This window comes from Sorangium sp. So ce367, from assembly GCF_051520455.1.
GTDB classification, from domain to species: domain Bacteria; phylum Myxococcota_A; class Polyangia; order Polyangiales; family Polyangiaceae; genus Sorangium; species Sorangium cellulosum_B.
The window spans coordinates 6,529,054-6,543,441 of sequence record NZ_CP150334.1 but is presented as its reverse complement, the minus strand read 5'-3'; the positions used below and the strand labels follow the sequence as shown (position 1 = coordinate 6,543,441).

At 73.6% G+C, this 14,388-nt stretch carries 8 protein-coding genes; 4 read left to right on the top strand and 4 right to left on the bottom strand.

Annotated features, from left to right (window positions below):
• Positions 1-54: 54 nt before the first annotated feature.
• Together WME97_RS24820 and WME97_RS24815 are read right to left on the bottom strand one after the other, a co-directional pair.
• Positions 55-5,154, bottom strand: coding sequence for a translocation/assembly module TamB domain-containing protein (locus WME97_RS24820; protein ID WP_437555276.1), 5,100 nt, complete (start codon positions 5,152-5,154; stop codon positions 55-57).
• 210 nt (positions 5,155-5,364) lie between these two features.
• Entirely contained in the window at positions 5,365-7,071 is a 1,707-nt protein-coding gene (locus tag WME97_RS24815) for a protein kinase domain-containing protein (RefSeq protein ID WP_437555274.1), read from the bottom strand.
• A gap of 330 nt (positions 7,072-7,401) precedes the next feature.
• On the opposite strand from WME97_RS24815, the gene WME97_RS24810 reads away from it, so the two are divergent.
• A complete protein-coding gene (locus WME97_RS24810; RefSeq protein ID WP_437555272.1) occupies positions 7,402-8,916 on the top strand; it encodes a phytoene desaturase family protein in 1,515 nt (504 codons plus the stop codon).
• 212 nt (positions 8,917-9,128) lie between these two features.
• Here the strand turns inward: WME97_RS24810 and WME97_RS24805 are convergent, their stop codons facing one another.
• Positions 9,129-10,421, bottom strand: coding sequence for a hypothetical protein (locus tag WME97_RS24805; protein WP_437555270.1), 1,293 nt, complete (start codon positions 10,419-10,421; stop codon positions 9,129-9,131).
• A 409-nt stretch (positions 10,422-10,830) separates the two neighbouring features.
• Positions 10,831-11,424, bottom strand: coding sequence for a hypothetical protein (locus tag WME97_RS24800; RefSeq protein WP_437555268.1), 594 nt, complete (start codon positions 11,422-11,424; stop codon positions 10,831-10,833).
• Positions 11,425-11,960: 536 nt separating this feature from the next.
• Here WME97_RS24800 and WME97_RS24795 point away from each other — a divergent pair.
• From WME97_RS24795 to WME97_RS24785, 3 genes are all read left to right on the top strand, one after another.
• Positions 11,961-12,473, top strand: a complete 513-nt coding sequence (locus WME97_RS24795) for a GNAT family N-acetyltransferase (protein WP_437555266.1) — start codon at positions 11,961-11,963, stop codon at positions 12,471-12,473.
• Positions 12,474-12,623: 150 nt separating this feature from the next.
• On the top strand, positions 12,624-13,232 hold the full coding sequence (locus WME97_RS24790) for a TetR family transcriptional regulator (RefSeq protein WP_437555264.1): 609 nt from the start codon (positions 12,624-12,626) through the stop codon (positions 13,230-13,232).
• Positions 13,233-13,289: 57 nt separating this feature from the next.
• On the top strand, positions 13,290-14,297 hold the full coding sequence (locus WME97_RS24785) for a Rieske 2Fe-2S domain-containing protein (protein WP_437555262.1): 1,008 nt from the start codon (positions 13,290-13,292) through the stop codon (positions 14,295-14,297).
• Positions 14,298-14,388: the final 91 nt, after the last annotated feature.

Below are 14,388 nucleotides of genomic sequence, written 5' to 3'. Positions count from 1 at the left end.
CCGGAGCTCCCGAGGGGGTCGCTGTCGCGCGGGGCCGATGCGGCCGCGCTCGGCTCAGTACCGGTACTGCCAGAGCAGGTCGAGCATGCCCGAGGTCGCCTGGCGCGCGTCGACGCCCACCGTGCCGCGGAGCGTCCAGTGCTCGCTGAAGCGCCAGTCGATGGTGACCTCGGTCTGCGTGCCGCGCTCGCTCGCCGTCCCGCCAGGGGTCGGCCCGCTCGAGACCGTCGCGGCGCTCTGCTGCGCGCCTTCCTGGAAGGTCGCCTGCGCCGTCAGGTTGTCGCTCAGCCGGTAGACCAGGCTCGTCCGCAGCGCGCCCTCGGACGTAGTCCCGAACCGCGTCGTCAGCCCGCGCAGCGGCGCGATGCCGCTCAGCAGCGCGTTGAACTGCGCCGACGCGATCTCGCTGCCGACCGACGCCGCGACGCCGCCGGCCGCGAGGCCCGCGGGCGTCTGGGAGCCCGCGGCCTGCGCGCCCTCCGAGAAATCGGCGCCGAACAGGAGCCGCGCGAGGATGTCCTGCTGCGAGCTCGGCGGGCTCGAGGTGAAGCGCAGCGACCTGTCGGTGATGGGCCGGAGGTTGCCGTTGAAGGCGACGTGGATGCGCGTGCCGTCGGGGGCGTCCCAGTGCGCCGTGACGTTCAGGTGCGGGTTCGACGCCTCCTCCTCGCGCAGGCGCACGCGCCCGCCCTCGATCTCGAACGCCTTGCCGTAGATCTCGAGCTCGCCCCGCGTGACCACGATGCCGCCCGACACCCGCGTGTCCTCTCCGATCACGACGCGCGGCGGCGCGTCCTCGGCGCTCTGCAGGCGCAGCCTTAGCCCCGCGCCGCTGACGAAGGCGTCGCGCACGTCGAACGCCACGGAGTAGCGCAGCGCGTCCGCCGCGCGCCGCTGCTTCGCCGGCCCGAGCGGCTGCGAGACGGAGATGTCGGGGTTGTCGCCGAGCGGCTGGACGTCGCGGCTGCTCGTCGCCGGCAGCGAGACGCGGAGCGTGGGGACCGTCGCGTACAGGGCGAGCTCGCCCGGCTTCTTCTCCGCGATGAACGACAGCGCCCCGGAGGCGGTCCCGAGCGGCACCCCCTCGAGCGTGAGCGGGAGGGCCTGGTCCTCGGCGATGGTCAGCGCCCCGGCGCCGTCGCGCAGCGAAAGCCCGGCGAGGCGGAACAGGGCCCAGCCCTGCGCCATCCCGGTCGTGCCCGCCGCGCGGAAGCCCTCGATCCGGACGACGCCGCCCTCGGCCGTGACGCGGGCGGCCACGTCGCGCAGCTCCTGCCCGAGCTCCGGGATGTGCACGACGCCGTCCCTGACCTCCAGCTGGGCGCGGAGGTTGCCATCGGCGTCGGACGGGCCGCCGAGCTCGATGCGGAGGTTGCCGTCCAGCGTCCCGTCGACCTTGCTCAGCAGGCCGCCGACCAGCGGCTGGAGCGCCGCGAGCCGGAAGCGCTCCGCGGAGATGGCGAGGTCCGTGCGCTCGCCGTCGAGGACCGGGATGAACCCGCCGCGGAAGCGCACGCTCGCGAAGGCGTTCGCGCGGAGCTTGCCGCCGCGCTGGCCCTCGAGGGCGAGCTCGGTGACGCGGAGGTTCCCGCGCCCGGCCTCGCGCATCTGGTCGATCCGCAGCGCGAGCACGCCGCGCTCGAAGGCGAGGTCGCTCCCGAGCGTGACGCCCGGCACCGTGAGGCGCGCCTTGAGCGACGGCGCGATGTTGAGGCCGCGCATCTCGATCTCGCCGCTCACGCGCCCGGCGATGCCGCTGTCGGCGAGCAGGGGGATCTCGCCGAGCGGGACCTCGCGCAGCGTCGCGCGGAAGGAGCCCGTCCACGCCGGGGGCGGAGGCGCGCCTTTGAGCGCGCGCGCCGGGACGTCCGCGAGCAGGCGCTCGAGCGGCGCGAGCACCTGGGCGCTCACGGTCGCGATCTCGGCCGCGCCGCGCGTGACGTGCGCGTCCAGCGTGGCCTTCTCGCTGTCGTACGTGAGCCACGCGTCGAGATCGGTGGGGAACAGGAGATCCGTCGCGCTCGAGGCGCCCGGCGGCGCATAGGTCAAGCCCCACCAGAGGGTGCGCGCCGTCAGGAACGGACGCTCGATCGTGCCGCTTGCGTACGCGTCGATCCGCACCTCGCCGGCGAGCGGCGGGAGCGCCTCGCGCACGAACGAGGGCAGCGTGGTGAGCTGGTCCATCCCGCGCCGCGGGATGGAGGCGTGCGCGGCGATGGGCGAGCGCAGGAGCGACGACCACCGGTCCGCGGGCGGCCCCGTGAGCGCCTCGAGGTCGAGCTCGATCGCGCCGGAGACGTCGGCGAGCAGCCCGCCGTCGTACAGGGTCAGCGCGGCGTCCGCCTTGCCGGTCGCGCCGCTGAACGAGCCCTTGAGCTGCGCGTCGACGAAGCGCGACTCCCAGGCCGGGCGCTCGGCGCCCAGCCGATGAGGACCGGCGAGCGCGAGGCCGTGCGTCCGCACGAGCACGTCGTGCAGCGAAGGCAACGGCTCGCCGGCCGCGCGCGACACCCCGAAGCTGGTCGTGAGCTTGCCGCGCACCTCGCTCACGATGTGCCCGATCGGCGTGAGCTGCGCGAGGCAGCCGAGGTCCCAGTCGTTCGCGGCGACCTCGGCCTTCCCGACCAGGGTCGTCCAGGTCTTCGCGCGCAGGAGGGGCCCTTCCAGCGTGCCCTCGGCGCCGGACACACGCACGCTCGCGAGGGTGCCGGCGCACCGCGGCAGGGCGTCGTTCCACGCGCGGTTCGGCGGCTGCCCGCCGTTCCCGTTCGGTTGCGGCGATTTCGCGTCGATGCGCACGGACCCGTCGGCCTTGATCTGGTCGCGCTCGAAGGTCGCCGTGAGCTGCGCCGAGATGCCGGACAGGAACGCGATCTCGCCCCCCGTTAGGCCGAGCCGTACGTGGCCCGAGCGACCGGCCTCGCGGTCCCGATCGAGCGCGACGTCGACCTCCGCGCGCCCGCGCACGCGGATCGGGAGCCCGAGGAGCCGGGCCACGCGGCCGACGTCGATGCCGTCGCCTCGGAGGCGTCCGGTCACGTCATCGCCCCGCACCGCGAGCCGGCCCTTCAGCGAGCCGAGCTCGGCCGAGGAGAGATCGAGCCCCTCGACGGCGAGCCCGCCGGCCGAGGAGGTGATCGCCGTGATCTTCCCCGCGACCGCGGCGCCGTCGCGCTTCAGCTGGAGCTCGAGGTCGCGGAGGGCGAGGGGAGTGGTGGCCAGCCGCGCGGAGGCGCTCAGGGAGTCGTCGCCGTCGGTGAGCGTCGCGCGGAGCTTCGGCGAGGCGAGCGGGCCGGAGATCTGCGCGGTGACCTCGTCGACCGTGTGGCCGCCGGCGAGCGCCTCCTTCCCGGAGAGCGAGGCGTCGATCGCGAGCGCGTCGATCGGCCCGGAGACCCGCCCCGCGACGCGCGCGCTGGCGAGCGCGACGTCCTGGCCGACCCGGAGCCCGGCGAACGCGCCTTCGACGCGCGCGTCGAGCGCTCCCTTGCGCAGGCTCCCCTCGACGCGCACGCGGCCGGCGCCGTCGACGGGCCCGGCGAGGCGCGGCGCCGCGGCGAACGCCGGGATGTCGGCCGTCGCCGCGAAGTGGAGGCCCTGCCCGCCCGGCAGGAGGGAGACGGCGGCGTCGATCGGCGCGCCCGGCTCGTGGAGGTGCACGCGCGCGTGGAGCTCTCCGCGGTCGAGCACGAGGTGGACGTCCGCCGCCGGCACGCGCTGCCCGAGCAGCGCGGTGGGCTCGGTCCGCGCCTCGACGGAGAGCCGGAGCAGGTCGCCGAGCTCGACGTGCACCCGGCCGTCCGCGGTGATCAAGGGCGCCGGCTCGGAGCCGCGATCCGGTGCGGGCTTCGTCGCCTCGGCGCGGAGCCGGGCGGGCGCAACGCGGGGTAGGGCGGGCGCGGCGTGGGTCAGGGTGGGTACGGCGCGGGGCCGGGCGGGCGCGGCGCCCGTACCGGCCGGGGTGGGCGCCGCGCCGGCCGGGGCGGGCGCCGTTCCGGCCGGTACGGGCGCCGCGCCGCTCGCCATATCGGGCGAGAGGCGCACGCCGAAGAGCCGCAGATCGACGTCGCGCGCCTGCACCTCCGCGTCGAGCCGCACGGGCCCCGCCACGTCGAGCCGCCCGGTCAGGGCGAGGCCGCCGCCCGCCGGGCCCGCAGGATCCGCCGAGGCCGAGGCCACCACGTCGAGCTGAGGGAGGTGCCCGTCCACGGCCACGCGCGCGGAGATCGGCTCGGTGAGGGGGTGATCCGGGAGGAGGCTCCGCAGCTGCTCCGGCGTGGCGCGCGGGACGCTCGCCTGCGCCTCGAGGTGCTCCTCGTCGAGCACGGCCCGCGCGGTGATCTCGACGTCGGCGAGCCGACCGGCGAAGCTGCTCCACATCCGGACCTTGTCCCCGGCGCGGAGGTGGTAGTTCGCCGTGCCCGCCGTCCTGGCCGGCAGGAACGCGCGATCCACGAGGCCCGTCTGATCGACGTCGACCGCGACGCCCTCCGGGCCGATGTGCACCGACCCGAAGAGCCGGCTGACATCGGCGTCCAGCGCGCGCGGCGGAGCGACCTGCCCGTGGACCCACCCGCGCCCGATCTCGACGTGCGAGAGGGCGACGACGACGTCGCGCGGAGGCCCCTCGGGCTTGGACGAGGGCGGGCTTCGCGGCGGCAGCGGCGTGAACGTGTCGCCGAGGGTGACGCCCCCCGCGCCGTTGTCCTGGACCAGCACGTCGGCCTGCTCGACCCGGATGTACGGGACCTCGATGTGGAGCGCGCCCGCGCCGAAGAGCGCGCCGCGGAGCATCGCGAGCACGTCGGCGCGCGCCTCGAGGCCGCTCGCGCGGATCACCTTGTTCCCCCGTGGATCGAGCGCGACCGCCGATCGGATCCGCACGCCGCCCAGGCCGAGCGCGTCGATCTCGTCAGCCACGATCCGCCCCTGGAACAGCGAGCCGAGGAGCCGGTTCGTGGCGTCGCGGGCCACGCGGCGCGCGGCGGGCGTGTCGAGGTGGAGCGCGACGCCCACGGCCGCGGCGCCCGCGAACGTCAGCGTGAGCCCGAGCACCGCCGCGACGGCGGACGCAGCGCGGCGCGCGCGTCCCGGCGCGCGCGGCGGGCGCGGTGCCGAGGAGCGCCGCGCCTCGGGTGCGGGATCGGGCGTCACGGCGGGTAGCTTAGTACGCACGGGGCGCGGCGACCGTGCTGGCGCGCGGCGCGACGGCGGGCGGCGGAGGAACGCCGCGCCGCCGGGTCGAGCTCCGCGGGGGCGCATCCGAGCCCGATCCACGCGCGCCGAAGGGAAGTCCTCGCCGGAGCGCCACGACCTGCGACACGCGGCCACGATGTGCGCCCGAGGCGCGCCGGAGCGGAGCGGTCAGCCGGCGAGCCGCTCGAGCTCCACGAAGAGCGTGCCGAGCTCCGGCTTCGACCGGAGCGGCGCGCAGAAGCGGCTGGCCAGGTGGAGCAGCTCGGCGTCGAGCTGATCGACCCTCCGCCCGATCTCGGCGATGCGCTCCTGGGACTCCCGTCGCCGCGCCTCGAGCTGCCGGTCGAGCTCTTCGAGGCGCTCGCGCAGCTTCTTGATCTGCGCGTCCACCTCGGCCACCTCGTGCTCGCGGGCGATCGCCTCGCTCTCCGCCTCGTAGTCCGCCTTGCGCGACGCATACCAGCCCTCGACGAGCTCGGCCAGCCTGCGGTAGCTGGCGGCGAGCTCGAGGTAGGGCTCGGCGAACCCGCACCGGCCCTCCCAGCGCACGGCCTCCTTGTGCGCGATCAGCACCTCGGGGACGAACGCCTGCGTCGCCGCGCTGAGCGGCGCCACCCTGGCGCGGAACGACCGGGCCTCCTCGCGCGTGAGCGAGGCGTCGACCGTGAGCGCGTCCATCGCCCGCCCGATCTGCATCCGGCCGTCGCGCCACTCCTCGGCGACGCCCTCGAGGCGCCGCTGCTCGTCGAGGGCCCTCGAGCGGAGGTCGGCGTGCTCCCGCACGACGCCGCGCAGCGCCTCGAGCTGCCGCTGGATCTCCCCCGGCGCCGACGCGCCGAACGCGCGGGCCGTCATCCGCTCGAACAGCTCGAGCCGGCTGACCCAGGGATCGCGCCCGGCGCCCCTCGAGCGCACCGCCGAGTCGCGCGGCATCGCCTCCGGCGGCGGGGGGAGCGCGATCCGGCTCGCGGTCGCGATCTCCTCGAGCTCCGCGAGCACGCGGTACGCGTCGACGGGGCGCTCGGAGGGCTCCTTCGCCATCAGGGCGCTGACGAGGCGGTCGAGCGCGTCCGGCATCTCCGGAGCGAGCTCCTTGAGGTGCGGCGGCTGCTCGTTCATGTGCTTCAGGATCCAGCTCGCCGGATCCGGGGCGTCGAACGGCAGCCGCTGCGTGATCATCTCGAACATGATGACCCCGAGCGAGTAGAGGTCCGCCGGGGGGCCAGCGTCGATCGTCGTGCTGCGCTCCGGCGCCATGTACTGCGGTGTGCCGAAGATCTCGCCGAGGTTCGTGAGGCGCGCGTCCTGCGCGCAGCGGGCGATGCCGAAGTCGAGGAGCTTCACCCAGTCGCCCTTCATCAGGAACACGTTCTCCGGCTTGAGATCGCGGTGCACGACGTCGAAGTCGTGCGCTCGGCCGAGGGCGCGCGCCATCTGCACCCAGATGGGCAGGGCCCGCGCGAGCGGCACCCGGCTGCGCTCCACGACGTCGGCGAGGCTCGTCCCCTGGAGCAGCTCCATCACGAGGAACGGCAGCCCGTCGTCGGTGTCGCCCTGATCGAAGATCTCGATGATGTTCGGGTGCGCGAGCCGCTGCGCGTGCCGTGCCTCGCGCCGGAAGCGCTCCCGCGTCGTCGTGTCCTGCGCGAACTCGCGGTTCAGGATCTTGATGGCGCACGGGGTGCCGATCAGCTTGTTGTATGCCCTGTAGACCGTGGCCATCCCGCCGATCCCGAGGCCGAGCTCGATGACGTAGCGACCCGCGATCGACGTCCCGATGCGGGGATCCTTCTCGGAGACGAGCGATGAGCCGTCGATGAAGCAGAAGGCGCTGTCGGCCGGGTAACGCTGATGGCACTGCGGGCAGGTCTTCATAGCGGGCACGTCGGCTGCAAGGCTACACTCTACGGGGGGCCGCTCTCGAGGGTCAACGCTCGGCGCGCGCCTCGGCGCTTTGTCGAATCGTGGTGTGCTGCGCTGCCTTGCCCTGCGTGATTCCGCGTAGCCCGATGTCTCCTCGCGCGGCCCCGCGTCCTCCCACGTGGTCCACGCGCCTCCTCGCATCCCGCGGCCACCCCTCGCGTGGTCTCGCGTGGTCTCGCGTCTGTTAGCGCCTGCTAGCGTGATTCCAGCGCGGTTTCCGCGAGATTGCCGGCGGCACGGCGCGCGCCGCGCGGGCTCTCCGCGATATGTTCTCGTGACGTCATGGACGAGGCTCCCTTGCGCGCGGTGGTGATCGGCTCTGGCGTCGGCGGCGCTGCCGCGGCGCTCCTCCTTGCGCACGCCGGCATCCCGACCCTGCTCGTCGAGAAGGAGCGCCGCCTGGGCGGCTCCTCTGCCGCTTACGAGAGGGACGGCTTCCGTGTCGACACAGTCACGCACATGCTCGGCTGTGGCGAGCAAGGCCCGCTCGGCGACGTGCTCCGCCGCGTGGGCCAGGGCGACGCCATCACGTTCCAGCAGAGCGACGAGCCGGCGGCGCTCTGCTTCACGGGCGCCCGCGCCGGGGCCGCGCGCGCTCGCCGCGTCGTCCTGCAGGCAGATCTCCTCCGGCTCGCCGGGACCGCCCTGGATCTCGCGCGCGGCCTCGATCTCACGCCGCTGGAGGCCGCGGGCGCCGCGCGTCTCTTCGCGCACGCGGCGGCGATGCGCGACGTCGATCTGGCCGCGTGCGACGACGTGACGGCCGAGGCGTACGTGGCCCGCTTCATCCCGCGCGCCGCCGCCGCTGCTCGGCTCGGCGGCCTGCTTGGCCTGCCGCTGCTGCTGCCAGGAGCCGAGGCGTCCGCGGGCGAGGCGCTGTTCTCCTTGCGCCGGCTCGCCCGCGCCGGCCGGCAGCGTTATCCCGAGGGCGGCGCGTCGCGGATCCCCGAGGTCTTCTGCCGCCTGGCCCGGGAGCTCGGCGCTGCCGTGTGGACGGGCGCGACCGTGCGCCGCGTGCTGGTGCGCGATCGTCGCGTGCAGGGCGTCGAGCTCGAGGACGGAACGGCGCTCCCTGCGCGCATCGTGGTGAGCGCGGCCGGGCTCCTGCGCACGGTGTCGGGCCTCGTTGGCGAGCCGCACTTCCCCGACGCCTACGTGGCGCGCGTCCGTGCGATCGCGCCCCAGCCGAGGCTTGTCGAGGTCAAGATCGGGCTGCGCAAGCGGCTCGTCCCGGCGGGCGCGCTCGCCGGTCTCGCGGGCGGCGCCGGCGCGCCGGCGTTTCCGTTCTACTGCCTCGCGCCGACGCGCTTCGACCCGTCGCTCGCGCCGCCTGGACATGAGCTCCTCTGCGCGTGCGCCGTACCGGGTGGGAGCGGCGGCGCCTCGCGCGGCGGACCCGGCGCGACGGTCGACGAGCTCTTGCGCGCGCTGTCGGCGGCGGTGCCCGGCGTGCTCTCCCAGGCGATCTTCGTCGACGGATCATCCGCGGACGGAGAGGCGGGCGCTCCTGGCGGCGAGCTCGCGTCGGGGACGGCGCAGACGCCTGGCCAGGTCGGCCGCGCGCGGCCGGCGGTGTACACGCCCGTGCGGGGGCTGTACCTCGCAGGGCGCGCGGCCGGCGGGCGCGGCGCGGGGATGGATCTCGCCGCCTCGAGCGCGATGGAGTGCGTCGACCGCATCCTCCTCGATCTCGGCCGCGATCTCGGCGCGCCCGCCCCGCCCGCGCTGATCGACATCGCCGGCGATCTGCTCGGCCGCGCCGCCGGCTCCACCGCCTCGTGGCTCACGCGCCGCTAGAGCGACGGTCACCCGCTTCGGATACGGGCCCATCTCGACGTTTTCGGTGCTCAGCGCACCGGAGTGCGCTTGCGCGCCGAAAACGCCGAGATGGGCCCGTCTCCTGTGCGGGAGACCGCCGCTCTGGTGCCGCTCTGGTGCCGCTCCGCTCTGGATGGGCCGCTCTGCTCTGGATGGTGCAGAGGGGGGCAGGAACCGCTCTGGCCTGCGCTTCAGCGCGTGGTCGTGGTGCCGCGGTTGCCCCGCGCGAGCGCGTCGAGCGGCAGCTTCTGATCCTCGAACACGGCGTCTAGCTCCTCGCTGCCCCGCTCTCGCACGCCGGAGCGCGGCGACAGCTCGGGGCGCACCGAGGACGCCGGAGCCATCCGCGCCGACAGGGGCCCCATCGTCTTGATCGACGGCGGGGGCTCGGCGCTCGAGGGCGTGCCGGGCGGGACGGAGCGCACGGAGGGGGGCGAGCTCGCCATCGTGCGCAAGGACGGCGGGCTCGGCAGGCTGCGCCTGGAGGAGGGCGGCCCTGCTTGCGCGCTCGACGGCGTCGGTGTGGGTCGACGCGCCGCAGGGCCCCCTGGCAGAGGGCGCGACGAGGGGACCGGCGGCACGCTCGGCTGCGCGCGCGTCGACGGAGGTGGACCCGACAGGAGCTGTGAGCGCATCGACGGAGGCGGGCTCGACAGGGGCTCGGGGCGCGACGACGGAGGCAGGCTCGACAGGCGGCCGCTCCCGGCGGTCTCCGCATACGCATGCGCGGGGCCCGAGAGCGAGCGGGCGGAGGGCGGCGGTGCCGATGGCGATCCGCCCGGCACGTACGCGCTCGGCTGCGTGCGCGCCAGCGGCGGCGCGGAGGGCATCGAGGGGGGCGAGCGGAACGAAGGCGGCGCGCTCGACGGAGGCACCGGCGTGAGCGCGTGGCTCGCGAGGGGCGCCCGGGCCGACGGCGGGGCGGCGGAGCGCGCCGATGGCGGCGGCAGCGTGCTCTGGCTCGTCGACCTCTCGCGGACCTGCGGCGCGAGGCGGGAATCCGCGCTCGCGCCCGCCCGCTGCGGTGCGCGGGAGTCCGCGCTCGAGGCCGCCTTGTGGCCGAAGGTCTCGCTGCGCTGCGCCCCGATCATCGTGTAGCGCCCGCCGCCCTCGTCGCGCCGACCCGCGTCGCGCTGCGCGTTCGTCTCGCGCGTCTCGCGCAGCGCGCCGTTCAGCATCGCCTCGAGCTCTCGCTCGCTGACCTCCTCATCGAGCCGCAGCAGCGTCGAGTGGACGTCCCGGGCGAGCGCCTCGAAATCGGCGGGATCCCTCGCGTAGATGCTGTTGGACAGGAGGATCGCGAGCGGCCGCCGCTCGGCGGCGATCGTCGCGGCGGTGGCCGCGTCGCAGCGGTGCAGGAGCACCCCGCAGCCCGGCGCCACCGCGAGGCACAGGCTGAAGAGCGCCGGCCACGCGGGATCAAGGACCACAAGAATGCTGGGCACATGAAGCGGGGTTGCGGTGATCTGCGCGCGGCGGTCCATGGCAGCCCGAGGATAAACGAAACTGCCCGAGCGTTCGTAGTTCTCTTTCTCTGAATCGGTCATTTTTACTCTGCTTGTGCGTTCTGCGATGAGGCCAGTGGCGTCGATCTCCTACAGCTCGATTGCGTGTGCGCCAGTCATTGCGGCGTCGCGTCATCACGTCGTCGCGACGTCGCGTCATGGCGTCACGGCGTCGTCGTGACATCGACCTTTCGGCTCCCGCGTCCACCCGGCGCGCGTCCTGCTCCGGGCTGGGCGTGCGCGCCGCGCGCCCCCCGCCGGGATGAGCGGCGGAGGGCGCGCGGCGTGGCAACGCCGGTGTCGCGGTGGGCGTCGCGGGCTCGGTGGAGGCCGGGAGACGACGTGGTGTGACGTCTGCGCGGCGCCGCCTCGCCCCGCGGCGCCGCGATCACAGCCCGGTATAGATGGTGGCGAAGGAGGCCGCCTCGCCGCGGAGAAGCAGGCTGAGCCGCGGGTTCGGCACCTTGAAGGTGTGAATCTTGGCGTTCCGCACGTCGAGCACCGCGAAGGCGCCGCCCGGCGTGCTCTCCGCGAGCCCGTTCATGAGCAGGTTCAGCACGACCGAGACGCGCTTGGACGACAGGGGCTCCCCGCGGAAATACATCTTGATGACATGCGGCGTCCCATCGATGACGAGCCCGAGCTCCGGGTTGACGTTGATCTCGAGATCGCCGAGGCGGTACGTGGACGCCGGCGGCTCGAACCACGTCATCCTCGTCGAGGCGAGGAACTTGCGATATCCGTTCACCACCGACGGGTAAATGCGGCGGCGCCGCTCGTCGTGCTGCGCGGCGAGGAAGCCGTCGAGCACGCTGGTGGGCTTTCCGCTCCTGTGCATGTCGACGATCGCCTCTCGCACCTGCCTGTAAAAGTCCGTGTAGAGCTCGTCCTTCCGCTCCTTGAACTCCCTGACGCCCGTCAGCTTGGGCGTCCCGGCCTTGAGAACGAAGTCGACAAAGTACGTGAGCGAGATCTTTTCCATGAAGTCTCCTCCAAAACGAAGCATTCCGGCGCGCCATTTACACGCTCGTGCGAGAGACACGCCGTCGCGCCGCGTTCTTGATGTCTACCATGGATAGTCATCTTCGACCCGTCGGGAAAGGGATCGATCGGACGGACATTGTCCCAACCCGTCAGGGGCGGACGGCGGTGCCTGTTGCCGTAGAAATCGTTGTGATTACGAATGGTTGCGTGTGTCATCGGGCGCCGGTTCACTCGGTTCACCCTGCCGCGCGCGGCGTTCCGCTAGGCTGTGCGAATGGCCATGACGAGAAGAGGCGCGCGCGGCGAAGGTAATCGACAGAATCCAGCTGTTGTCCAGGGGATGTCCTGTGGAGAAGACCTGTGGAGAACCGGAGAGGAAGGGGCGTTATCGAGGCGTCGACCCGGTGGGACATGGTCTGTCATAGCCGCGTCCTCTCTGGCGCTTGACGCGGCTCGCGGGCGGGGGATAGCGCCGGACGCTGCCCCTCGCGCAGGCCGATCGGCGGAGGGGCGTCGGCCCGGCGGGGTGCGTCGATGATGGACGTCAGGCCGGAGCGCGCGGGCGATGAAGCGGGGATCCGCGCCGTTCACCTCGCGGCGTTTCCCTCGGCGCTCGAGGCGGATCTCGTGGACAGGCTGCGGGACGCGGGGCGCGCGGCCGTCTCGCTGGTCGCGGTGACGGACACGGGCATCGTCGGACATGTCCTGTTCAGCCCCGTGACGATCGCCGGCGACGGCGTCCCCGGCAAAGGCGTCGGCCTCGCGCCGCTCGCGGTCTCGCCTGGGCTTGAGGGCCGCGGCATCGGCTCTGCGCTGGCGCGACAGGGGATCGCGGCGTGCACGGACGCCGGATTCGCGTTCGCTGTCGTCCTCGGATCGCCGGAGTACTACGCTCGGTTCGGGTTCAAGAAGGCCAGCCTGTACGGACTCGGCAACGAGTACGCGGCGGACGAGGCGTTCATGGCGATCGAGCTCGCGCAGGGGGCGCTGGAGCGCGCCCGAGGCGTGGTCATCTACAGCCCCGAGTTCGGCGTCTTCACGACCTGAGCCCGAGCCCGGCGTCTTCACGACCTGGTCTCGCGTCCTCTCCGCCATATCGCCCTGCCCGTCCCAACGGCGGCCCCACCCCGCGCGCTCGGCGCCGGCCAGGTGACGATCGGGCTTGCTAACATACATTCGAGAATGTATATGGGGTGGGTGCGACGGACGAAGGAGGAAGCAGCGGCGACCCGCGAGCAGATCCTGGACGCGGCGCTGCGCGTCTTCAGCCGCAAGGGATACTCGGCGGCGACGCTGCAGGACGTCGCGGCGGAAGCCGGGCTGACGCGGGGCGCGGTCTACTGGCACTTCAAGGGCAAGGTCGAGCTCTACTCGGCGCTGATCGGCGAGCGCTTCGCCAAGGCGAACGAGGTCTTCGCGGAGGCGCTCTCGCCCCGGTACGCGCCGCTTGAATCGATCGAGCGCCTGCTCACGCGATCGCTCGAGTACCTCGAGGAAGATCCAGAGTACCGCGCGGTCCTCTCCATCACGCTGTTCAAGACCGAGCTCACGCCCGAGCTGGAGCCGGGATTCCAGCAGAAGATCGCGAACGCGCGCCGCCTCGTCGACATGGTCGCCGACCTCGTGCGAAAGGGCATCGCGGCCGGCCAGATCGACCGCGCCACCGATCCGAGGGCCGCGGCCCTCGCGGCCGTCAGCCTCGTGCATGGAGCGACCGCGCTGCACCTCATGGACCCGACGGCGCTGGAGTCCAGGGCCGTCGTGCGCCGCATGGTCGCGACGTTCCTGCGCGGGCTCCGGCGCTGAGGGCGTTTTTTTAGGTCAATTTACATACATTCATGAATGTTTGCTGGAGGTGAGGTCATGTTCCTCAGGGAGTACTGGTATGTTGCCTGTGCGTCCTCGCAGCTCGGGGATGCCCCCCGCGCGATCCGGGTCCTCGATCGGGACATCGTTGTATTTCGCGGAGACGGCCGCCGTCCCCGCGCGCTCGCGGATCGCTGCTGTCACCGCGGCGTCAAGCTGTCTCTCGGGCGCGTGACCCGGGGAGAGCTGGCGTGCGGATACCACGGCTGGAGGTACGGCGGCGGCGGCGAGTGCGTGCACATCCCGTCGCTCGCGGGGGACAGGCGCATCCCCGAGAGGTGCGGTGTCCCCGCGTTCCCGTGCGCGGAGCAGGACGGGTATGTGTGGGTCTGGCTCGGCGAGGGCCACGGCGGAGCGCCGCCGCCCGCGCCGAGCATCGACGGCTTTGCGGCGCACCGCTGGGATCAGGGCTCGGTGGAGCTCGGGTGCTCGTCCATCAAAGGCCTGGAGAACAACCTCGACTGGTGTCATCCAGCGTTTGCGCACCCGTGGACCCACTGGCAGTTCTACACGGCGCTCTTCCGCGGCCTGCGCGAGGAGCTCCTCGAGCTGCGGCCGACGCTCGACGGGATGACGCTGCGCGGGCCGGTCCGCGAGGACGGCGGCGCGCCAGGGCAGCGGTCGGTGCAGACGCTGCTCTCGTTCAAGCTCCCCGACCGCGTCGAGGTGCGCTCGCTGGGAGGGCCCTCGCGCAGGATCGTCCTGCACTTCGTCCCGACCGCGCCCGATCGGTGCCGCCTGGAGTGGATGAGCGCGAGGGCGCTGCCCTTCGGGGCGCGCGTGCGCTTTCGCCAGGAAGAGCCGGCGATCCTCCGGCAGGACCGGCTCCTCCTGGAGAGCGCGGAGCTCGCCTGCGCGGAGCAGGGGGCCCTCCGCGAGCACCACGTCGAGGCGGACGCGCCAGCGCTGCTCCTGCGCCGCATCCTCGAGTCGGCGGCGCGCGGCGAATGGGCGCAGCGGCGGGAGAGCCTGCCGGAACGGCGGGTGATCCGCGTGATGGCGTGACGGCGCGTCCGCGCAGGCTCCAGGCCGGCGGCGCTGTGCGCGAGGGCTGGCGGGGTCCGGCTCAGGGGGCGCGGCCGCCTCGCGGCGCCGC